This window comes from Pseudomonas sp. UBA2684 (assembly GCA_002354655.1).
Classification (GTDB): domain Bacteria; phylum Pseudomonadota; class Gammaproteobacteria; order Pseudomonadales; family Pseudomonadaceae; genus Aquipseudomonas.
In genome coordinates this window covers 302,428-323,367 of the sequence record DELY01000003.1, presented here as the reverse complement: position 1 = coordinate 323,367, position 20,940 = coordinate 302,428, and the positions used below count along the sequence as shown (strand labels likewise).

Below are 20,940 nucleotides of genomic sequence, written 5' to 3'. Positions count from 1 at the left end.
CCTCAGCCCTATCGGAGTTCCGCCATGCGCCGCTCGCTACTTGCCCTCGCCCTGTTCAGCAGCCTCGCCAATGCGGCCGAGCCGCTCACCATCGACGTGCACCGTGATCCCAACTGCGGCTGCTGCAAAGCCTGGATCAGCCATCTGCAAGCCAACGGCTTTACCGTCAACGACCATGTCGAAAGCAACATGAGCGCGGTCAAACAACGCCTCGGCGTGCCGCCACGCCTGGCCTCCTGCCACACCGGGGTGATCGACGGCCAGTTTGTCGAAGGCCATGTGCCGGCCGCCGACATCCTCAAGCTGCGTCAACAGCCCGATCTGCTCGGCGCCGCCGTACCGGGCATGCCGACCGGCTCGCCCGGCATGGAATATGGCGATGTGCGCGATGCCTACCAAGTCATCGGCCTGAGCAAGCAAGGTAACGAACGGGTGATCAGCGAATACCCCGGCAACTGATCGCGGCCCTGGCCTGACGACCGGACTGGCGCGCGCCCGCCACTACGACAACACTCAACCCCAGCAATGGCACAGGGAACCAGGTGATGCGCTGGAAACGGGCACGACGCAGTGACAACGTAGTGGATGCGCGCGGTGGTGGCGGCGGGATGCGCTTCGGCGGCGGCAAAGGCTTGAGCCTGGGCGGCATCGCCGCGGTGGTGATCATCGGCTTGCTGATGGGCCAGGACCCAGTGCAGATCCTTGGCCAACTGGCCGGCCAGGCCACACAGAGCAGCTCGCTCGGCCTGCCGCAAAGCGCGCAGCCGGCGAACAACGACGAGCAATCGGAGTTCGTTCGCGCCGTGCTCGGCGACACCGAAGACACCTGGCGTGAAATCTTTCAAAGTGCCAACCGGCAGTACCGCGACCCGACCCTGGTGCTGTTTCGCGGCGGAGTCAATTCCGCCTGCGGCTTCGCCGACTCGGCCGTCGGGCCGTTCTACTGCCCCGGCGATCAGCGGGTCTACCTCGATCTGGAGTTCTTCCGCGAACTGGAGCAGCGCTTCGCCGCGGCGGGCGACTTCGCCCAGGCCTACGTAATCGCCCATGAAGTGGGTCACCACGTGCAAACGCTGCTCGGCGTCTCCGCCAAGGTCAATGCCGCGCGGCAACGCGGCGAACGCGTGGCGGGCGATAACGGTTTACTGGTGCGCCAGGAGTTGCAGGCTGATTGCCTGGCCGGCATTTGGGCCCACCACGCCCAACGCCGCCTCGACTGGCTGGAGCCGGGAGATCTGGAAGAAGCGCTGACCGCCGCCAACGCGATTGGCGATGATCGCCTGCAAAAACAGGCACGCGGTCAGGTGGTCCCGGATTCCTTCACCCACGGCACCTCGGCGCAGCGCGTGCGCTGGTTCAAGATGGGTTTCGAACACGGCAATGTCGGGCGCTGCGATACGTTCACAACCGCTCGCCTGTAAGCGCCCACCGGGGTCTGTACGCGAGGCGTTCACTTCATCTGTTGAAGCCTGGTTAGCCAAGCCGGCTAGCGCGGAGCTTAGAAACGAAAAACCCTCGGAGAGATTATCTTCCGAGGGTTTTTCGCTTGGGAGCCCTTGAGCGGCAAGCCTTTGAGCGTAATCCATCAACCGAGCAAGCCAACAGCTCGGCCTGTACGCCCCTGGTTATTGCATCCAGGGCGGTGGTGGTTCTTCGCCCCGGGGCTCGTCCTCGGCATTCAGCAACGCCTGGCGCCGGGCTTCCTCGGCCAGGGTGGCCTTGATCTCACGCATCACCGCGTCGATGTCGGCGGCATCTTCAGGGTCGTCGAACTCGCCGGTCAGCGGGCTGTCCGGGGTCAGCTCGCCGGCTTCGTAGAGCGCCCACATTTCCTTGGCGTACTTGGTGAACTTCAACTCGGGGGCGAACTGACCGAAGTAGGCGGCCATGTTGCCGACATCGCGTTCAAGCATCTTGAAGGCATGGTTGTTGCCGGCCGCATCCACCGCCTGCGGCAGGTCGATGATCACCGGGCCTTCGGGGCCCAGCAGCACGTTGAACTCGGACAAATCGCCATGCACCAGGCCGGCGCAGAGCATCTTCACCACTTCATGGACCATGAAGGCGTGGAACTCACGGGCATCGTCCGGGTGCAGGTCGACATCGTTCAAGCGCGGCGCGACATCGCCTTCGCCGTCATCGACCAACTCCATCAGCAGTACGCCTTCGAGGAAGTCGTAGGGCTTGGGCACGCGCACTCCGGCACTGGCCAGGCGGAATAACGCCCCCACCTCGGCGTTCTGCCAGGCGTCTTCCTGGCCTTTACGGCCGTACTTCGAACCCTTGGCCATGGCGCGGGCATCGCGGCTATTACGGACCTTACGGCCCTCCTGATACTGCGCGGCCTGGCGGAAGCTGCGCTTGTTCGCCTCTTTATAGACCTTGGCACAGCGCAGCTCGTCACCGCAGCGCACCACGTATACCGCGGCCTCTTTACCACTCATCAGCGGGCGTATCACTTCGTCGACTAGGCCAGCCTCGACCAGGGGTTCTATGCGTTTTGGCGTCTTCATCAGCTTTAATCAGGGGTCCTGTGTTGCCCAATTCGCGTCTGCCGCCCGTTATACGGCAATCCTCCCGCAGAGCCCAGCCTATGCAGAGCCATGCATCCATTAACAGGCCAATAAAATCTTGGCGCGGCGCTTCGATTGACCGATTGCCGCGATGTTGGCCGGGCGTTTCAGGCATTTGAAAGCGCGATTCGGATTGGCGTTCGCGGCTCCAACGCCGACAATCGGCTTATCGTCCACTGGAGCCGCGCCATGCTCGACCTCGACCGCTGCTGGCAAGCCGTGTGCGCCCGCGATGCCGCACACGACGGCCAATTCGTTTTCGCCGTGCGCTCCACCGGCATCTATTGCCGGCCGAGCTGCCCCGCAAGGCGCCCGTTGCGTCACAACGTCAGCTTCCACGCGACACCAGCAAGCGCCGCAGCGGCAGGCTTTCGTCCGTGCAAACGGTGCTCGCCACAGGCCGCCAGCCCCGCCGAACAACTCGACGCGCTGGTTGCCGCCGCCTGCCGCCTGCTCAGCGAGCCGGCGCAAACCCCGACTCTCGAGCAACTCGCCGCCCGCATCGGCCTATCGCCCTCGCATCTGGCGCGCGCCTTCAAGGCACGCACCGGGCTGACCCCGAAAGCCTGGGCCAGCGCCCAGCGGCGCGCCCAACTGGAAGCCGGTTTACCGCAGGCCGGCTCGGTGCTCGATGCGGCGCTGGCCGCCGGTTATTCCGGCACCCGCGCGCTGTACGAGCATGCAGACGCCCTCAGCCCGACCCAACGGCGCAAACAAGGTGCGGGGGAAACCCTGCGTTACAGCATCGCCGCCTGCCCGTTGGGCCAACTGCTGCTGGCGGCCAGCACACGCGGCGCGTGTGCGCTGCTATTCGGCGACAGCGCAGAAGAACTGGAAAAACAATTACAGCAACGCTTTGCCGCCGCCCAACTAGTGCCTGACGACCGTGGCCTGGGGGACTGGCTGGGGCAAGTCATCGGCCAACTCGAAGCACCGCAACGCGCCGCGCACCTGCCGCTGGACCTGCGCGGCACGGCGTTTCAGCAACAGGTGTGGCGCGCACTGCAACACATCCCACTCGGCCAGACCCGCAGCTATGGCGAACTGGCCAGCAGCCTCGACAGCCATCCGCGCGCGGTGGCGCGGGCCTGCGCCAGCAATCCACTGGGGCTGCTGGTGCCCTGTCACCGGGTGATCGGCGCCAATGGCGCGTTGAGCGGCTACCGCTGGGGGCTGGCGCGCAAGGCCACGCTGCTGAAGCGCGAGGCCGAGGCAAGCGCCACCACGGAATAGGCGCGTGGGCTGATAACGCCATTCGCACAGGCAAAAAAAGGGCGGCACCGCCATGGCGGGCCGCCCTAAATCACGGAGTTGCATACTGCTCGCGACCGCGCTGAATTGCGCTCACGGCCAGCAGACCACCGAAAAACTACTGCGCTCGGCTATGCCGCGTTGCCATCAACCTCGGATGCTCATGTACAACTCGTACACTCGGCTCGGGCTTCCTGCTTCGCCTTACCGCCTGCATCCATACAGTCGTCCGCTTCCTCGGCTGATTGCGCCTTGCCTAGCCTTCGCTCGCTACGTTTTTCAACGATCTGCTGTTGGATTACTTTTCCAGGATCGCGGTCACACCTTGGCCGCCAGCGGCGCAAATCGAGATCAAACCGCGCCCCTCTTGCGCCACCGCAAGCAACTTGGCCAGGTTGGCGACGATCCGTCCGCCAGTGGCGGCGAACGGGTGGCCGGCGGCCAGCGAGCTGCCCTTGACGTTCATCTTGCTGCGGTCGATGGCGCCCAACGGCGCAGCCAGGCCCAGGCGGGTCTTGCAGTAGTCGGCGTCTTCCCAGGCCTTGAGGGTACAGAGCACCTGGGCGGCGAAGGCTTCGTGAATTTCGTAGTAGTCGAAGTCCTGCAACGTCAGTTTGTTGCGCGCCAGCAGGCGCGGCACCGCGTAGGCCGGCGCCATCAGCAGACCTTCCTGGCCACCGACGAAATCCACCGCCGCCGCTTCGCCGTCCCTCCAGTAAGCCAGGATCGGCAGACCGCGGGCCTTGGCCCAGTCTTCGCTGGCCAGCAGCACCAGGGACGCACCATCGGTCAGCGGCGTCGAGTTGGCGGCGGTCAGGGTGCCGCGCGGGCCGCGCTCGAAGCAGGGTTTGAGGGTGGCGAGCTTTTCCAGGCTGATATCGGCGCGCAGGTTCTGGTCGCGGGTCAGGCCGAGGAACGGCGTCAGCAGGTCATCGTGCCAGCCCTCGGCATAGGCGGCGGCGAGCTTCTGGTGGCTGGCGACGGCCAGTTGGTCCTGCTCGTCGCGCGCAATCGCCCAGGTCTGCGCCATCAATTCGCAATGCTCACCCATCGACAGCCCGGTGCGCGGCTCGCCGTTGCGCGGAATGGCCGGAGCCAGATGGCGCGGGCGAATCTGCAACAGGCTCTTCAGCTTGTCGCCGGTGCTCTTGCCGCGATTGGCTTGCAGGAGAATCTGCCGCAGCCCCTCGTTGACCCCAATCGGCGCGTCCGAGGTGGTGTCGACGCCGCCGGCGATGCCGCTCTCGATCTGCCCCAGGGCGATCTTGTTGGCCACCAGCAACGCCGCTTCCAGACCGGTGCCGCAGGCCTGTTGCAGGTCGTAGGCCGGGGTTTCCGGGGCCAGGCGCGAGCCGAGCACGCATTCACGGGTCAGGTTGAAGTCGCGCGAATGCTTGAGCACCGCACCGGCGACCACTTCGCCCAGGCGCTCGCCATGCAGGTTGAAGCGCTCGATCAAACCTTCCAGGGCGCTGGTGAGCATCTCCTGGTTACTCGCCGTGGCGTAGACCGTATTCGAACGGGCGAAAGGGATACGGTTGCCGCCAACGATGGCGACGCGGCGCAGCTGGGTCATGGGTGACTCCTTGCGTGAAGTGAATGGCGCACAGGCTAGCGCCTGCTGGGAGTGTCGCATTGGCCGCCTTGCCGGCACAGCGGGCGGCGCGGTCAATTGCGCATTTCTGCGGTCTGCGTAGAGTGAGCGCAACTTTTTGATGCACCAGCAGGAGCCTGTCCCATGTCCGATCGTTACCTCGCCTTCGCCAACTCCACCGCCGGTCGCCGCCTGGTCGGCGCCCTCGGCCTGCCCGCGCCACTGCGCCTGGAGCGCTGGCTGGCAGGACGCAGCCGGCCGGTGGACGGCGCCCTGCTGATTGGCGGCGCCGGCAGCCTGGGGGCTGCCGTGCTGCCGTTTGCCAACAAACTCACCGATCAGCTGTTCGCGGCTGCCGAGGGCCAGCTGGAGCTGCCGCGCTGGACCGCCGAGCACGGCCCCAAGCTCAAGGCGCTGGTGTTCGATGCCAGCGGCCTGAGCCGCTTCGAGCAGTTGATCGAGCTGCGCAACTTCTTCCAGCCGGCCTTCAAAGGCCTGGCGCAATGCCCGCGCGTAGTGATCCTGGGCCGCGCCCCGGAATCGTTGAAAGACCCGGTGGCGGCCAGCGTGCAGCGCTCGCTGGAAGGCTTCAGTCGCTCCCTGGGCAAGGAAATCCGCCGCGGCGGCAACGTGCAGCTGATCTACGTCGGCAAGGGTGCGGAGAATCAGTTGGAAGGCGCGCTGCGCTTCTTCCTCTCGCCGAAAAGCGCCTATGTCTCCGGCCAGGTGCTGCGCCTCAGCGCCTGCCCTGTCGAGGTCAAGGACTGGACGCGTCCGCTGGCCGGCAAGAAGGCCCTGGTCACCGGCGCCTCGCGCGGCATCGGCGCGGCCATCGCCGAGACCCTGGCGCGTGACGGCGCCGAGGTGGTGTTGCTGGACGTGCCGCCGGCCAAGGATGCCCTCAACGCCCTGGCCGCGCGCCTGGGCGGACGTGGCGTAGCCCTGGACATCTGCGCCAGCGATGCCGCCGCACAACTGATCGAGGCGCTGCCGGACGGTATCGACATCGTCGTGCACAACGCCGGCATCACCCGCGACAAGACCCTGGCGAAGATGAGCGACGCGTTCTGGAACTCGGTGATCGACGTCAACCTGAATGCCCCGCAGGTGTTGACCCAAGCCCTGCTCGACGCCGGCACGCTGCGCGACAATGGCCGCGTGGTGCTGATCGCCTCGATCAGCGGCATCGCCGGCAATCTGGGTCAGACCAACTACGCCACCAGCAAGGCCGGGGTGATCGGCCTGGCCCAGGCCTGGGCACCCGCGCTGGGCAAACGCGGCATCACCATCAACGCGGTGGCGCCGGGCTTTATCGAAACGCAGATGACCGCGGCGATTCCGCTGACCATCCGCGAAGCCGGGCGGCGGATGAACTCCATGGGCCAGGGCGGTTTGCCGCAGGACGTGGCCGAAGCCGTGGCCTGGTTCGCCCAGCCCAGTTCCGGCGCCCTCACCGCTCAGGTTCTGCGGGTGTGCGGGCAAAGCTTGCTGGGGGCCTGACAACGCGCCATGCGCAGCTCTGCCCACCCATCTCCCGGCTTACGCTGGGCGACAGGTAAGGCCTGTGGGAGGGGCTTTAGCTGCGGCAGGAATCGCCGAAGGCTCGCCGCTGAAGCGCCTCCCACAATCGGGAGTCGGCCTGGCGCGCCTCACGTCTTACCGCGCTTTCTGAACTCCACCGGGGTCTCGCCGACCCAGCGCTTGAAGGCGCGGTAGAAGGTGCTCGGCTCGGAGAAGCCGGTGCGCTCGACAATCACTTCGATGCGCTCGTCGGTCTTCAACAGCAGCTCCTTGGCCAGCCGGCAACGGTAGTCGGTGACCAGGTCGTTGAAGCGCACCCCGGCCATGGCCAGGCGCTCGCGCAGACGCCGCGCCGGCATGTTCAGGCGCGCGGCGACCTGCTCCAGGGTGGCGCCGCTGTCGACCAGCAATTCGCCGATCAGCTCGCGCACCTTGCGCACCAGGTCCAACCGCTCAACCTCCGCCAACTGCCGGCGCGCCAGCGATTCGTGCATGCGCAGCAACTCCGGCGCGGCGTGGCGCGAGGCCTTGTCCAGCACCTTGGCGTCGAACACCAGGGCATAGCGCTGACCGCCGAGCTGCACCGGGCAGCCGTACACCTGCAAATAACGCTCGGCGGGCGCACCCTCGGCATGCATGAACTGCACCTCGCGCGGGACGAAATCCCCCTCGGTCAAGGCATCGAACAGGCGGATCACCGCTCCGGCGAGCATTTCCGGGAAGTGCCGGGGCGTGCCGGGAATCAGGCCGAGGGTCAGCAGCGCGCGCTCGCCTTGCACATCGAGCGTGGCATTCAGCGTGTCGGAGAGCAGGCGCACGTAGCGCAACGCATGGCGCAGACCTTCGCCAAAGGTCTCGCTGGAGAGGAACAGGTATTCCAGCAGCAAGCCGTGGAACGCCGGCAGGTGCTGGGCCAGAAACAGGCCCACGTGCTCTTCGCCGCATTCCTCGCTGGCGGCTTTCCAGAACAACGCTTGCGCGGCATGGGGGAAGCGTCCGGCAGGCAAGCCTGCGGGCGGTAGGCCGACGCGCGCCAGGACTCGATCGGGATCGGCTCCACTGGCACGCAAGGCATCGATCACCGGGCGCATCAGCGCCACGTCATCGGTCAGGTCACGCATATTTTTAGGTTTCTTGTTATCCGCGAGGCGCGGCCATCTTATGCAGCTTTAGCGTTCCGGCTCAAGGCGCGAATCGGCAGTGCAGACCGATTGACTGCACTTGCCGGGGACAAAGGCGGTGCGGCCAATGTCCTAATCACTGGGCGGACTAAGCTTGCCCATCTTTAGACAAGGAGCGCGCAATGGCTACAGACTGGCTCGACCTGCCCACCGCACCGGCACTGCCCGGCCTCTTCGCGCGTGCGGCCCTGCGCCGTGGCATCACCGGCAAGACCCTGCCCAACCTCGGGCTGCGCTGCGCCGTCACTGTCGAACCTGGGCATTTGGCGCGTTATCGCCAGGTCTGCGGCTTTGCCGACGACGGCCGCTTGCCCGCCACCTACCCACACATCCTGGCCTTCCCGCTACAGATGCAGTTGCTCACCGACAAGGTATTCCCCTTCCCGCTGCTCGGCCTGGTGCACCTGGAAAACCGCATCCGCGTGCTTCGCCAACTGGGCGGCCTGGGCCCGTTTATCGTCAGCGTGGCAGTCAACAACCTCGCGCCCCACGAAAAAGGCGCGGTGTTCAGCATCATCACCCGCCTGGAAGACCAACTCGGTCTGCTTTGGGAAGGCGACAGCCGCATTCTCTGCCGCGGCCTGACGCTGACGGGGCCCATGCTCGAACGCGCCGAGGAGCCAGCCCTGCCGCTGCATGAGCTCGACCGTTGGCCAGCGCCCGCCAATATCGGCCGCGCCTACGCGCGCATCGCCGGCGATTACAACCCGATCCACCTCAGCGCACTCAGCGCCAAGCTGTTCGGCTTTCCGCGCGCCATCGCCCATGGCCTGTGGAACAAGGCACGCAGCCTGGCGGCGCTGAGCGAACACTTGCCCGCCGCCGGCTACGCGGTGGACGTGCGCTTCCAGAAACCCGTACTGCTGCCGGCCCAGGTCACCCTGCACGCCAGCGCGCCGGCGGCCCACGGCCAGTTCAGCCTCACCGGCACGGACGACCTGCCGCATATGGCGGGACGCTGGCAGGTGATCTGACCCCGTGAAACAATGCGGCTCCATCCGACCGGAACCTCGCGGAGCCGCATGAACCTCACCGAACTCACCGCCCGCCTGCACGCCATCCGCGACCGCAACGACTGGCGGCAATTCCACAGCCCGAAAAACCTGGCCATGGCCGCCAGCGTGGAAATGGCCGAGCTGGTGGAAATCTTCCAATGGCTCAGCGAAGCACAGTCGCGCCAGCTCGCCCCCGCACAGCTGGCCCACGCCGGCCAGGAAGTCGGCGATATCGTGCTCTACCTGTTGCTGTTGTGCAGCGAGCTGGGCATCGACCTGGAGCAGGCGGTAAGCGCCAAACTGGCCGACAGCGAGCGGCGGTTCTGCCCATGACGGACCGGCACTTCGATGAACTGGCGACGCGCTTCGCCGAGAAGATCTACGGCGGCGCCAAGGGCGCGATCCGCCTGGCGGTGCTCCAGGCCGACCTCGCCGAAGCCCTGCCGGAGCGCCCGTTGCGGGTCCTGGATATCGGCGCGGGCCTCGGCCATATGGCGCTGTGGCTGGCCGAACGTGGCCATCGGGTAACCCTCGCCGAACCTGCCGAACCGATGCTCAACGGCGCCCGCGAGCGCTTTGCCGCGGCCGGGCAACCGGCGACCTTTATCCAGGCGCCCTGGCAGGAACTGCTTGGCCAGCTCAACCAACCCTATGACCTGGTGATCTGCCACGCGGTGCTGGAATGGCTGGCCGAGCCACATGCCATCCTGCCGGTGCTGCACCAGCTCACCGCGCCCGGCGGCTGGCTGTCGCTGGCGTTCTACAACAAGGACGCGCTGATCTACCGCAACCTGCTCAAGGGGCATTTCCGCAAGTTGCGCAAAGCCGAATTCGCCGGCGAAAAGCAGAGCCTGACGCCGCAGCGACCGCTTGACCCACGCGAGCTGGCGGCGCAACTTGCCGAGCATTGGCAGGTCGAAAACTCCAGTGGCGTGCGGGTTTTTCACGACTACATGCCGCAGGAGTTCCAGGCCAAGGCCGAACTGATCGACCTGCTGGAAATGGAACTGGCGTATCGGCGGCACCCCAGCTTTGCGGGTTTGGGTCGCTACCTGCATTGGCTCTGTCGGCCACGTTGAAGACCCGCGGCGGATGCTCGAACGGGCCTCGCCCGGTCCAATCCGCCACTCAACGACTTCGCAGCGCCCGCCCGCAGGCATAGGATTGAGACAGTCAATGGAGGTTGAACCGAGCATCATGAGAGCCGTGGCGTTTTTACTCTTGTTGCCGCTGCTGGCGGCCTGCCAGAGCCCCAACCCTTACACGCAGCAGTCCAACCCACTGCCGCCGGCGCCCGCGCAGGCGGCCAATCATCTGGATCTCAGCGCTTACCCGGCGCCCGCGCGCGATTACGCGCGCTACCGCAACTGGAGCTGGCTGGACGGTCGGCAGCCAGCGGCCAGCGCCTGGGCCAGCTCGGCCCTGGTGCAAGAAGCGCTGAGCAACGCCCTCGACCAGCGTGGCCTGCGCCCGGCGCAAGGCACTGCCGCCGACCTCAAGGTCAGCGCCGAGCTACGCCTGGAGCGCCGCGTGCGGCAGGTCGTCGACCGCTATGGCAGCTACTACGGGCATAACCATTACAGCGACGACTTCGGCCTATGGGGCAGCGCTCCGCTGGTGCGCACCTACGAAGAAGAAGTGGTGGTGGTCCGCATCGACCTGTTCGACGGCCAGGACGGCCAGCCGGTGTGGAGCGGCAGTGCCGAAGTGCTCAGCGACGGCAGCCAGGCCGAACGCGCCGATGCCTTGCGCGCCGCCCTGCAACGCGCGCTGGAGAATTACCCGCCAGCCTGATACACCGCTTATCAGCCGCCCTCGTCCGGCATCGTGACCGGGGCTCAGGAGAATCGATCATGCGCCTGCATGTGTTACTGATACCCGCGTTGCTGCTGCTCAGCGCCTGCCAAACCGCACAGCTCAGCCGCGACTTCGACCCCAATCGCGATTTCGCCGCCTACCGCAGCTGGAGTTGGCAGGAGCCGGCACTGCAATACCGTCCCGACGACCCACGCATCAAGAGCGACCTCACCGAGCAGCGCATCCGCGCCGCGGTTGGCGAGCAACTCGACCAGCGCGGCCTGCGCCCGGCGCCTAACGGCACTCCCGCTGACCTGCGGGTGCAGGCCTGGCTGATCGTCGACAACCGCCAGCAGCAAGTCAGCACCGGTTACGGCGGCGACTTGAGCGGGCGCTGGGGCGGTTTCTGGGGCGGGCCGACCTATATCGAAACGCGCACCGTGGACTACCAAGTCGGCACCCTGCAAATCGACCTGCTCGATGGCCAGGACGGCAAACTGGTGTGGCGCGGCAGTGCCGAGCAAATCCTGCGCAACCCGCAACCGAGCCCGAACGAGCGCAGCGCAGCGGTACGCGAAACCGTCGCCAAGGTGCTCAGCCAATACCCGCCGCGCTAGCAAGCCGTTTTTAACGCCGTATCGGCAACGTAGGTAGTTCGAGGACATTCAATGACGCAACCCTCTGCCCTGACCCACCGCCCGGCCGACGCCGCCGACCTGACGGCCATCGTGGCGTTTGCGCAAAGCGCCCAGGAGCTGTTTTTCGCCTACCCGAAAGCCAACTGGCCGCTGAGCGTCGGCCAGTTGGCCGCGGCCATGGCCGAGCGCCGCGACAGCACCGTGGTGCTGCTGGATGGCCGGGTCGCCGGCTTCGCCAATTTCTACCAATGGCAGCATGGCGAGTTCTGCGCCCTCGGCAACCTGATGGTCGCGCCGTGGGCGCGCGGCCAGGGCGTGGCGCATTACCTGGTGGCGGTGATGGAGCAACTGGTGCGCGACCACTACAAGGCCCCGCGCATGCGGGTGTCGTGCTTCAACGCCAACAGCGCCGGGTTGCTGCTCTACCCCAAACTCGGCTATCGACTTGAAGGCGTGGTCGAACGACGCGACCCGCACGGCGCACGGGTCGCGCTGATCCAATTCGGCAAGCCGCTGTAAAGCCCCCAGGCGGCGTTTCAGCCGTGCCGGCGCGGGCCGCTTTTGCGGCATAATTGCGCGCCCCACGCCCTGGAGAACCCCGCTCATGCCCGCCCCGATCTGGTGGTTACTCGCTTTGCCTTTTATTGCCGGCGCCTGCCTGCCCTTGCAGGCCGGTATCAATGGCCAGTTGGCCAAACAGGTGTCCAGCGTGCTGTCCGCCTCGCTGATCTCCTTCGGCGTGGGCACCTTGGCCTTGTTGATCGTGGTTCTGGCGCAGCGCGAAATGCCCAGCCTGGGCGCCCTCAAAGGATTGACCTGGTGGCACTGGAGCGGCGGCCTGCTCGGGGTGATCTTTATCGCCACCGCGGCCTTCGCCGGGCCGCGCGTCGGCGCACTGCTGTTTATGGTGCTGGTGATCGCCGGGCAACTGAGCATGGCCCTGACTCTCGACCATTTCGGCTGGGCCGGCTTTCGCGAAGCCCCCATCAGTCTCGGCAAGATCGGCGGCCTGCTGCTGATCGTTGCCGGCATCTGGCTGATTCGCCGCGGCTAACGCCAGCAACGCGCCTCGCGATGAAACAGCAACAGACCCTAGGCGACTGAGGCCGCGTTATTCATCGCGTTCGAAGCGGTAAAACAGGTTCGGTTCGCTGACCAGGTAGAGGTTGTCGCGATCGTCGAAGGTCAAGCCCTCGCCCTGCGGCACGCTGTCTTCCAGGCCGGCGAAACCGCCCAACAAGGAGCGAAAGCTGATCAGTTTACCGTCGCCATCCAGCTCCATCAGCAGCTTGGATTCATCGCTGAGCAAAGCCAGGTGACCGGTCTGTTCGTCGTAATGCACCGAGGACAAATCCGTGGCGAAGACCTTGCTCTGAATCCACTCGTCGCGGTCGATCACTTCGAGGTTGAAGGCGCCTTGCAGGCTCGATTTCAGCCCGCGAATTTCATACAGCTTGCGCGGCGAGTGCTCCTTGACCACGAACAAACGGTCGCCGGCCCGGTCATAGCCCGCCCCCTCGAAGCCCTGGTTGCCGCCCAGGTCGATGCCCAAGGTCAACGCCTGGTAATCCTCACGAAACAGCGCACCGGCCTGTGCGGGCACCTTGACCACCACCAGCGCCTGGTTGCGTTCTTCGGTTAGCAGCAACAGGTCATCGCCCAGGTAGGTAATGCCTTCCACATCGCTGAAACCGCTGAGCGGATAACGCGCCAACACCTCGCCGTCCTTGCTCATGGCCAGCAGCTCTTCGGGGTTATTGAGCACCGCCCAGAGCTGGTCGCGGCGCTCGTCGTAGGTCAGCCCGGAGAGGTTATCGCTAACCCCGGGCACGGCCTTGGCATCGATCTGCACGCGGTATTCCGGCAGCCACAGGCTGCGGTTCTCCCACTCGGTTTCATGCCAGGAGGTTTTGATCCAGAAGTACAGCCGGTCATCCAGGTGCAACGCACGCACTTGATACGCCAGGAGCAGTACGCTCAACAACAGTGCCCATTTCCATGGGCTTAGCACAGGTAGCCGTCCTAGCACCCCTTTCGCAGCGGACATCATGAATAGTCATTCTCGCGTGCTGTCGGGAAAAGAGCAGTCTGCCCAGGGATTGTTGCAATCCGGGTGTTCGGCGCAGCAATGCACAAAACCAGAAAGCCCGCGCCAGTCGGCGCGCGGTTTAGACCGACCGCGATGGACTTAGTTCCAAGGAATCCGTGGCGAGCACGCACAGCATGCTCACCGCGTTAAGTGAGTCGCCTTTTGCCTGGATCGAGAGCAGCCGCTGCCGCGCGCACCTGCGGGCCATCACCGCCCTCAACCGCGCCAGCGGCGCCTGGCCGCTTCGCCAGTGCAGCCATCGACCAGGCAACGCGCTATGCTTTAACGATCCGTTTTGTGATCACAGCCCATGAGCCGAATCGACCCGCCCCGCCAGCCGCAAGCCTTCGAACTCTGGCGTGAAGCCCAAGACACACGCATGCGCACGCGCCTGGGCGGCATCTACTACCTGCTGGCCTGGCTGCTGACCTGGCTGTTCAGCGTTGCGCCCAGCACCCAACTGCACCTCGGCCTCGCCGGCTGCGTCCTTTTCGCCCTGCTGTTGCTGCTGCGCCTGCGCCATCGCCTGCCCAGCGACGATACGCCGCAAGCCTTGCGCGTATGGCTCGATCGGCACTGGATCTTGATTCTGCTGACCGCCCTGGCCTGGGGCATGACCCACGCCCACACCCTGAACAACCCGGCATATGCCAGCTCCTGGATTATCGCCACCCTCAGCACCATCGCCTTCAGCACCGCGTTGGCCTTCAATTTTTCCATGCGCAAGGGCCGCGCCATCGTCGCCCTGCTGCTGCTCTACCTGCCCGGCCTGGCCGCCCTGGCGCTGCACTGGGAGGAACAGCGCGCCACTCTGATCACCCTGGCGTTCTACCTGAGCTACCTGATCCTCGCGCTCAACCGCAGCCACCGCGAGTACCGCAACACCCTGGCCCTGGAACTCAAACTGCTCGAACAACAGGAAAGCCTTGAAGTGCTGAGCCGCACCGACAGCCTGACCCAGCTGGGCAACCGCTACCAATTCAACAGCCTGTTTCCGGTGATGATCGCCAACGCCCAGCGACAGAGCGATCCGCTGTCGTTGGTGCTGCTGGATATCGACTTCTTCAAGCGGGTCAACGACGAACATGGCCATGCCTGCGGCGACGCCTGCCTGAGCGCTTTCGCCGAGCGCATGCGCCAGGTTTTCCGCCGCGACAGCGATGCCCTGCTGCGCCTGGGCGGTGAAGAATTCGGCGTGCTGATGCCCAACACCCCACTGGATCAAGCCCGCCTGCTGGCGGAAAGCTTCCGCGAGGAACTGGCCACGCATGGCTTCAAGGTCAAGGAACACCACCTGCCGCTGACCGCCAGCCTTGGCGTCGGCTGCTTCGACCGGCACCGTGACGACAGCGCCGAAGCCTTTTTCAAGCGCGTCGACGATGCGCTCTACCTGGCCAAAAGCGCCGGACGCAACCGCCTGGTGCTGGCGTGAGCCGCCTTATCTTGTAAAGATTGACGTCAATAAATTGATGGCCAAGCGCCATCAACCCGCTAGGCTTTCCCTTCCATCGCCAGTTAATACGAAGGGACTTGTCTTATGCCTAGATTCCTATCCACCTTCCTGCTCAACCTGAGCGTGCGCAAAAAGCTGCTCAGCGGCTTCAGCATCGTCCTGCTGATCACCCTGGGTATCGCCGCCATCAGTTACAGCGCCCTGGGCGCCCTGCTCGAACGCTTTGCCAAACTCAACCAGGTCGCCAGCATCAACACCCTGGTCTACCAGGCGCGCCAAGGTGAAAAGAACTTCATCATCCGCAACGAAGACAGCTACATCCAAGAGGCGCAAGAGGCCATCCAACAGACCATCGGCATCGCCGATGAAGCGAAAAGCCTGCTGATCGATCCGGCCGACATCGCCTTGATGGAGCAGATCAACCGCGATGCCAGCGGCTACCAGCAAGACCTACAGGCCTTGCAGCAAATGGCCCAGCAAAGCCAGCACGCCCAACAGGGCATGGAGTTGGCCGCACGCGAGGCCATCACCCAGATCGACGAACTGCAGAGCAAGCTCAACGCGGCGGCCGTCGCGCAGATTCGCCTGACGGGCGACGACAACAGCATTCGCAGCCTTGAACTGGCCAACCAGGCCGGCAGCCTGGCTCGGGAAGTGCTGCATGCGCGGCGTAGCGAGAAGAACTTTATCATCAGCGGCCAACAGGACTATGCCGACCAGTTGCTCAAACAGTTGGACACGATGCAGCAGATCGGCCAGCGCATTAATAGCAACCTGAACGACGCGGCCACCCGCGACGACCTGCAAGCGGCGCAAACGCAGATCGACCAGTACCGCCAGGATTTCGAGGCCTACCGCACCACCCTGACGGCCAGCAGCAGCACCGAACGCGATATGACCGAGCGCGCGCGCTTGGTGATGGAAGCGTCCGAAGAGGCCTATAAACGCCAGGTACAAGTGCTCGAACACGAGCAGGCGCAGATCGAAACGATCCTCCTGGCCTCGACGCTGGTGGCGTTCATCATCGGCTTGTGCGCCGCGGTGCTGATCACCCAGATGATCGTCGGCCCGCTGCAACGGGTCGTCGGCCTGGCGCGCAAAGTCGCCCAAGGCGATCTCTCGGAGAATATCCACAGCGAGCGCAAGGACGAGCTGGGCATGCTGATGCACGCCATGCAAGGCATGACCGAAAGCCTGCGCGACCTGCTCTCACGCTTGAGCAGCGGCATCGAGCAACTGGCCACCGCCGCCGAGGAAATGTCCGCGGTCACCGAACAAACCAGCGCCGGCGTGGCGCAGCAGAAGATGGAGACCGAGCAGGTGGCCACCGCGATGAATGAAATGACCGCCACCGTGCAGGATGTCGCGCGCAACGCCGAGTCCGCCGCCGGCTCGGCGCAGGACGCCGACCGACAGGCGCAACAGGGCAGTCAGACTGTGCAACAGGCCATCGAACGCATCGAGGGCCTGGCCCAGTCGATCGAACTTTCCGCCGAATCCATCGAACGGCTCAAACACGACAGCACCAACATCGGCAGCGTGCTCGACGTGATCAAAAGCATCGCCGAGCAGACCAACCTGCTGGCACTCAACGCCGCCATCGAGGCGGCGCGGGCCGGCGAGGCCGGGCGCGGGTTTGCCGTAGTCGCCGACGAAGTCCGCGCGCTGGCCAAGCGCACCCAGGAATCCACCCGCGAAATCGAGGGGCTGGTCGCCACGCTGCAAGGGGGTGCCGAGGGCGCCGTGGCGATGATGGGCAAGAGCTGCGCCCAGGCCAGCGATACCGTGGCGGCAGCCCAACAAGCCGGACAGGCGCTGGAGGCGATCAACACGGCCGTGTCGAGCATCCAGCAGATGAACCAGCAGATCGCCACCGCGGCCGAGCAACAAAGCTCGGTGGCCGAGGAGATCAATCGCAGCGTGCTGAATATTCGCGACGTGGCCGATCAATCGGCGGCGGCCACCGAAGAGACCTCGGCCGCCAGTACCGACCTGGCACGCCTGGGCGGCGAGCTGCAAACCCTGGTCAACCGCTTCAAACTGGCGTGATGCCGCTGAGGTAAGCGCATGATATCGCCCGTACCGTAGGCTGGGTCGGGCGGCACTCCAGGCACGCGCTACAACCGGAAGCTGCCCATCTGCGTGGCCAGGTCATTGGCCAGGCCACGCAAGGTCTGGCAATCCTCGCGACAATTGCGCACTTCACCAGCGGTGGCATGCGCCAAGTCGGCGATGCCCTGGACGTTGCGATTGATTTCCTCGGTCACCGACGACTGCTCCTCGGTCGCCGCCGCCACCTGGGTGTTCATGTCGCTGATCTTCTCCACCTGCTCGGTAATCGCACCCAGCGACTGCCCGGTGCGCTGGCTGGCCTCGACGCCGGTGCCGGTCGCCGCCTGCCCGGCATGCATCGAGCTGACCGCGGTTTCCGCGCCATGCTTCAAGCGCTGGATCATCTGCTGGATTTCATCGGTGGAACTTTGCGTGCGACTGGCCAGGGTACGCACCTCGTCCGCCACCACGGCAAACCCCCGGCCCATTTCCCCGGCCCGCGCCGCTTCGATGGCGGCGTTGAGTGCCAGCAGATTGGTCTGCTCGGAAATCCCACGGATCACCGCCAAGACCTGATCGATCGAAGCCACCTGCTGCGCCAACTCACTGACTGCCGTGGCCGCCCCGCCGATCTCCGCGGACATCTTCTCGATATGGCCAATCGACTGACCGACGACCTGGCGCGCCTGCTGCGCCTCGTCGCGGGCACTGTGCGAGGCCTGCGCAGCGCTGCTCGCATTGCGCGCGATTTCCTGCACGGTAAGGCCCATCTCATGCACCGCAGTGGCGACCATATCGGTCATTTCCTGTTGCTGGCTGGAGCGTCCTGCGGTGTTCTCCACCACCTGGGCCACCTGGCCGACCGCGCTGCGCAAGCGCTCGCTGGTAGCCAGCACAGCGCTGATCAAGACACGCTGGCTGTTGATAAAGCGGTTGAACCCGCGCGACAGATCGCCCAGCTCATCGGCCCGCGACTCGTCCAGCCGGCGCGTCAGGTCGCCGCCACCGCCACCGATCTCCACCAAAGCCGCCGTGACCTGGCGAATCGGCCGCACCAGCCCACGGGCCAACAGCACCACCAGGCCGAGAAACACCAAGGCCACGCCGATGCCGATCAGGCTGGTCATCCACAACGCCTGCCGTGCTTCGGCATAAATCTCCGCCTCGGGCACCTCGCTGACCAGCAACCAGTCCAGGCTGTCGAGTTTTTGCGCCACCGCCAGGTAGGTTTCGCCATCGCGCTCGAAGCGCACCGCCTTGCCGCCGCTGCCGAGCAACGCACTCGCGGAGGCCTCGCCGAACAACTCGCGCAAGCGCCCGCTGCCATTCAACTCGGCCTGCGGATGCACCTTGATCTCGCCCTGGGCGTCGATCAGGAAAACTTGACCGTTTTCGCCAAACCGAAAATTGCGAATCATTTCCGACATGGCCTTGAGGCTGAAGCCAAGACCCGACACACCGAGGGTCTTGCCATCGCGTTTGATCCGCTGGTTGATGAACAGCGTCGGCAGGCGTGTGCCCTTGTCGATGTCAATTTCCAGCACGCGGTCGCGGTTGCTGTCGACCAGCGTGTAGAACCACTGGTTCTCCGGCTGGTTACGGTTGAGCGTGCGCACCAGGCCCTCGCCGGTGGTGTAGTTGCCGCTGTCCAGCACGGCAATCGACGTGGTCAGGGCATTCTGCTGAGCGCGCACGCCCTCCAGATAACGGGCGAACGCCTCGCGCCGCGCCGGGTCTTCACCAGCGACCAGCCAATCCTGCACCAGGCTGTTCTCGGCGATCCCGGCATTCGCGGTGATCGGCGCAGCCAACACCCGCTCCAGGTCGTTGCGGATCGATAACACCCGCGCCGGCAAGGCCTCCTCGACCAAGTAACGCTCGGTCAGGCGATTGACCACCGCCGAGTAAACCCCGACCACGATCAGGATGCTGGCCAGCAGCGCCGCGCCCATGCTGAGGATCAGTTGCCACTGAATACTGCGTTGCCAGAGGCGCATGGCGGCTCTCCTATTGTTATTGTCGAGACAGTGCCAGAAGTATTGGATACAACATTGTGCACAAATTACCGAGCTGTGACAGCCATAGCCTGTTATCGACCACTTGCCGCGGGAGTTTAAGCAACGCCTAGCGCCGCTCAGGCGCGGCGCCGGCTGACCTAATCGCTGAGCGAAAATTCCAGACGAGCGGTCTGCCCGCTCTCGTCCAACACACTGAGCTAGCACTGGCCGTTGCGGCCGAAAGCCTGGTTGAACATCGCCTCGGCAGCGGTTTCGGCGACCGGCTGGCCGCAGCCCCGAGGTGAGGCGCAGCGATCAGTTCAGAGAGAGAAATACAACGTTAAACCGCTCCGAATTAGACGCACGCCACTGTTTGCGCACGCATGGCTAGCATGCTCGGCAGCTTCTTCGTAGACTCCCACTGCTGGCTTCGTGATATCACTGCTATGTCGCGGCCATCGTCGCCACACCCGAGCACACCCGCAAACCTGACCGCCTCGACGCCGGTTCAGGCATTTAATTCAGGAACCGATGGTCATGGATGAACCAACACCCCCACACAACGTGCGCAGCCCTTCAGGCTGTATGCCTCTCGACAGACCTGGCACGACGCGGCACATCCTTGCCGGCAGAAGACCACCCTGCCAACGCATGCCCACTGACCTGGCTAAAAAGCGGGCCTACCCATAGCCCGGCAACAGGTACCACCTGTGCCGCGCCTAACCTCGCCTTCCCCACTCAACAAGAGCACCCTCATGAAACAGACAGTACTCGCCGTAGGCCTGGTCGGCCTGTTAGCCGGCTGTGCCACCGAGCAATCACGCACACTTGAAGTCGCCAAAGTGGCGACTGCCCATCACGCCTATCAGGGCGCTCGCAACCCGATAGCGGTTGGCAAGTTCGATAACCGCTCCAGCTATATGCGTGGCTTGTTTTCCGATGGTGTGGATCGCCTTGGCGGACAGGCCAAGACCATCCTGATTACCCATTTACAGCAGTCAAATCGCTTTAACGTACTCGACCGCGACAATCTCGCGGAGATCAAGCAAGAAAGCACCCTCGCGCAAAAGAGCCAGCAGCTTCGCGGTGCCGATTTCGTCGTTACCGGCGATGTCACCGAGTTCGGGCGCAAAGAAGTTGGCGATCATCAGCTGTTTGGCATTCTAGGCCGCGGCAAATCGCAAATTGCCTACGCCAAGGTCAACCTCAATATCGTCAACGTACGCACCTCTGAAGTGGTGTTCTCGGCACAGGGCGCAGGTGAGTACAGCCTGTCCAATCGAGAAATCATCGGCTTCGGCGGCACCGCCAGTTATGACTCGACCCTCAATGGCAAAGTCCTGGATCTAGCCGTACGCGAAGCGGTCAACGACTTGGTCAACGGCATAGACACCGGCGCCTGGCGCCCTGCGCAATAACGTTCAAGGAAGAACCCAAATGATCCACATTTTTCAACGATATTCCGCGCCACTCACCCTGGCCATGGCGGCGCTGCTCGGTGGCTGCGTTAGCCAACCCAAACCGCTTTACCACTGGTCGGGCTACCAAGAGCAGGTCTACGAACACTTCAAAAAAGAGAGCGGTCCCGAACAGCAGATCGCGGCGCTCGAGGCCAGCCTGCAAGAGGCAAGAGCCAGGGACGAAACTCCCGCTCCGGGCTTTCATGCCCACCTCGGCATGCTGTATGCCGAGATCGGCAAAGCAGATCAGGTTCGCCAGCAATTCGAAACCGAAAAGGCCCTATTCCCTGAGTCCGCGCCATACATGGACTTCCTGATCCGCAACGCTGAAAAATAGGA

General features: G+C 64.6%; 20 protein-coding genes and 2 pseudogenes. 16 read left to right on the top strand and 6 right to left on the bottom strand.

Annotated features, from left to right (window positions below):
• Positions 1-24 precede the first annotated feature (24 nt).
• Entirely contained in the window at positions 25-459 is a 435-nt protein-coding gene (locus tag B3M58_RS02430) for a DUF411 domain-containing protein (RefSeq protein ID WP_296216963.1), read from the top strand.
• A gap of 86 nt (positions 460-545) precedes the next feature.
• Positions 546-1,421, top strand: coding sequence for a KPN_02809 family neutral zinc metallopeptidase (locus tag B3M58_RS02425; RefSeq protein WP_296216962.1), 876 nt, complete (start codon positions 546-548; stop codon positions 1,419-1,421).
• A gap of 204 nt (positions 1,422-1,625) precedes the next feature.
• On the opposite strand, the gene B3M58_RS02420 is transcribed toward B3M58_RS02425, so the two are convergent.
• Positions 1,626-2,513, bottom strand: a complete 888-nt coding sequence (locus B3M58_RS02420; RefSeq protein ID WP_296216961.1) for a PA4780 family RIO1-like protein kinase — start codon at positions 2,511-2,513, stop codon at positions 1,626-1,628.
• 249 nt (positions 2,514-2,762) lie between these two features.
• On the opposite strand from B3M58_RS02420, the gene ada reads away from it, so the two are divergent.
• Complete coding sequence (ada, locus tag B3M58_RS02415) at positions 2,763-3,806, top strand: bifunctional DNA-binding transcriptional regulator/O6-methylguanine-DNA methyltransferase Ada (RefSeq protein ID WP_296216960.1); 1,044 nt, start codon at positions 2,763-2,765, stop codon at positions 3,804-3,806.
• Positions 3,807-4,122: 316 nt separating this feature from the next.
• Here the strand turns inward: ada and B3M58_RS02410 are convergent, their stop codons facing one another.
• The gene (locus B3M58_RS02410; protein WP_296216959.1) at positions 4,123-5,400 is read right to left on the bottom strand and encodes an acetyl-CoA C-acetyltransferase; all 1,278 of its coding nucleotides are present in this window, start codon (positions 5,398-5,400) and stop codon (positions 4,123-4,125) included.
• Positions 5,401-5,562: 162 nt separating this feature from the next.
• Here B3M58_RS02410 and B3M58_RS02405 point away from each other — a divergent pair, with 162 nt between their 5' ends.
• Positions 5,563-6,918 (top strand): 3-oxoacyl-ACP reductase, encoded by a 1,356-nt coding sequence (locus B3M58_RS02405; protein ID WP_296216958.1) that lies wholly within the window; start codon positions 5,563-5,565, stop codon positions 6,916-6,918.
• A gap of 149 nt (positions 6,919-7,067) precedes the next feature.
• On the opposite strand, the gene B3M58_RS02400 is transcribed toward B3M58_RS02405, so the two are convergent.
• Positions 7,068-8,060, bottom strand: a complete 993-nt coding sequence (locus B3M58_RS02400; protein WP_296216957.1) for an AraC family transcriptional regulator — start codon at positions 8,058-8,060, stop codon at positions 7,068-7,070.
• A gap of 182 nt (positions 8,061-8,242) precedes the next feature.
• On the opposite strand from B3M58_RS02400, the gene B3M58_RS02395 reads away from it, so the two are divergent.
• The 7 genes from B3M58_RS02395 (at position 8,243) to B3M58_RS02365 (ending at position 12,604) form a co-directional block, all read left to right on the top strand.
• Positions 8,243-9,094: a MaoC family dehydratase gene (locus B3M58_RS02395; RefSeq protein ID WP_296216956.1), complete on the top strand. Its 852-nt coding sequence runs from the start codon at positions 8,243-8,245 to the stop codon at positions 9,092-9,094.
• A gap of 48 nt (positions 9,095-9,142) precedes the next feature.
• Positions 9,143-9,448 carry a nucleotide pyrophosphohydrolase gene (locus B3M58_RS02390; protein WP_296216955.1) on the top strand — a complete coding sequence of 102 codons (306 nt, stop codon included), beginning with the start codon at positions 9,143-9,145 and terminating at the stop codon, positions 9,446-9,448.
• On the top strand, positions 9,445-10,194 hold the full coding sequence (locus B3M58_RS02385) for a methyltransferase domain-containing protein (protein WP_296216954.1): 750 nt from the start codon (positions 9,445-9,447) through the stop codon (positions 10,192-10,194). Before B3M58_RS02390 ends, B3M58_RS02385 begins: the two co-directional genes overlap by 4 nt.
• Before the next feature lie 118 nt (positions 10,195-10,312).
• Entirely contained in the window at positions 10,313-10,909 is a 597-nt protein-coding gene (locus B3M58_RS02380; protein WP_296216992.1) for a DUF4136 domain-containing protein, read from the top strand.
• Positions 10,910-10,968: 59 nt separating this feature from the next.
• The gene (locus B3M58_RS02375; protein ID WP_296216953.1) at positions 10,969-11,529 is read left to right on the top strand and encodes a DUF4136 domain-containing protein; all 561 of its coding nucleotides are present in this window, start codon (positions 10,969-10,971) and stop codon (positions 11,527-11,529) included.
• A gap of 51 nt (positions 11,530-11,580) precedes the next feature.
• Entirely contained in the window at positions 11,581-12,069 is a 489-nt protein-coding gene (locus B3M58_RS02370; protein WP_296216952.1) for a GNAT family N-acetyltransferase, read from the top strand.
• An 85-nt stretch (positions 12,070-12,154) separates the two neighbouring features.
• Positions 12,155-12,604 carry a DMT family transporter gene (locus B3M58_RS02365; RefSeq protein ID WP_296216951.1) on the top strand — a complete coding sequence of 150 codons (450 nt, stop codon included), beginning with the start codon at positions 12,155-12,157 and terminating at the stop codon, positions 12,602-12,604.
• 57 nt (positions 12,605-12,661) lie between these two features.
• On the opposite strand, the gene B3M58_RS02360 is transcribed toward B3M58_RS02365, so the two are convergent.
• On the bottom strand, positions 12,662-13,600 hold the full coding sequence (locus B3M58_RS02360; RefSeq protein ID WP_296216950.1) for an SdiA-regulated domain-containing protein: 939 nt from the start codon (positions 13,598-13,600) through the stop codon (positions 12,662-12,664).
• A 349-nt stretch (positions 13,601-13,949) separates the two neighbouring features.
• Between B3M58_RS02360 and B3M58_RS02355 the strand changes: the two genes are divergently transcribed.
• From B3M58_RS02355 to B3M58_RS22530, 3 genes and pseudogenes are all read left to right on the top strand, one after another.
• A complete protein-coding gene (locus B3M58_RS02355) occupies positions 13,950-15,071 on the top strand; it encodes a GGDEF domain-containing protein (protein WP_296216949.1) in 1,122 nt (373 codons plus the stop codon).
• A gap of 105 nt (positions 15,072-15,176) precedes the next feature.
• Positions 15,177-16,283: pseudogene (locus tag B3M58_RS22535) on the top strand (methyl-accepting chemotaxis protein); the annotation flags it as partial.
• Entirely contained in the window at positions 16,257-17,141 is an 885-nt protein-coding gene (locus B3M58_RS22530; RefSeq protein WP_414704042.1) for a methyl-accepting chemotaxis protein, read from the top strand. The pseudogene B3M58_RS22535 and the gene B3M58_RS22530, both read left to right, overlap by 27 nt.
• 68 nt (positions 17,142-17,209) lie before the next feature.
• Here B3M58_RS22530 and B3M58_RS22525 read toward each other — a convergent pair whose 3' ends face one another.
• Together B3M58_RS22525 and B3M58_RS22520 are read right to left on the bottom strand one after the other, a co-directional pair.
• Positions 17,210-17,938 carry a methyl-accepting chemotaxis protein gene (locus tag B3M58_RS22525; RefSeq protein ID WP_414704041.1) on the bottom strand — a complete coding sequence of 243 codons (729 nt, stop codon included), beginning with the start codon at positions 17,936-17,938 and terminating at the stop codon, positions 17,210-17,212.
• Between the two features lie 138 nt (positions 17,939-18,076).
• Positions 18,077-19,096 (bottom strand): annotated as a pseudogene (locus B3M58_RS22520) (HAMP domain-containing protein); the annotation flags it as partial.
• 800 nt (positions 19,097-19,896) lie between these two features.
• Between B3M58_RS22520 and B3M58_RS02340 the strand changes: the two are divergent.
• Positions 19,897-20,559 carry a CsgG/HfaB family protein gene (locus B3M58_RS02340; RefSeq protein WP_296216946.1) on the top strand — a complete coding sequence of 221 codons (663 nt, stop codon included), beginning with the start codon at positions 19,897-19,899 and terminating at the stop codon, positions 20,557-20,559.
• 19 nt (positions 20,560-20,578) lie between these two features.
• Complete coding sequence (locus tag B3M58_RS02335) at positions 20,579-20,938, top strand: DUF4810 domain-containing protein (protein ID WP_296216945.1); 360 nt, start codon at positions 20,579-20,581, stop codon at positions 20,936-20,938.
• Positions 20,939-20,940 lie beyond the last annotated feature (2 nt).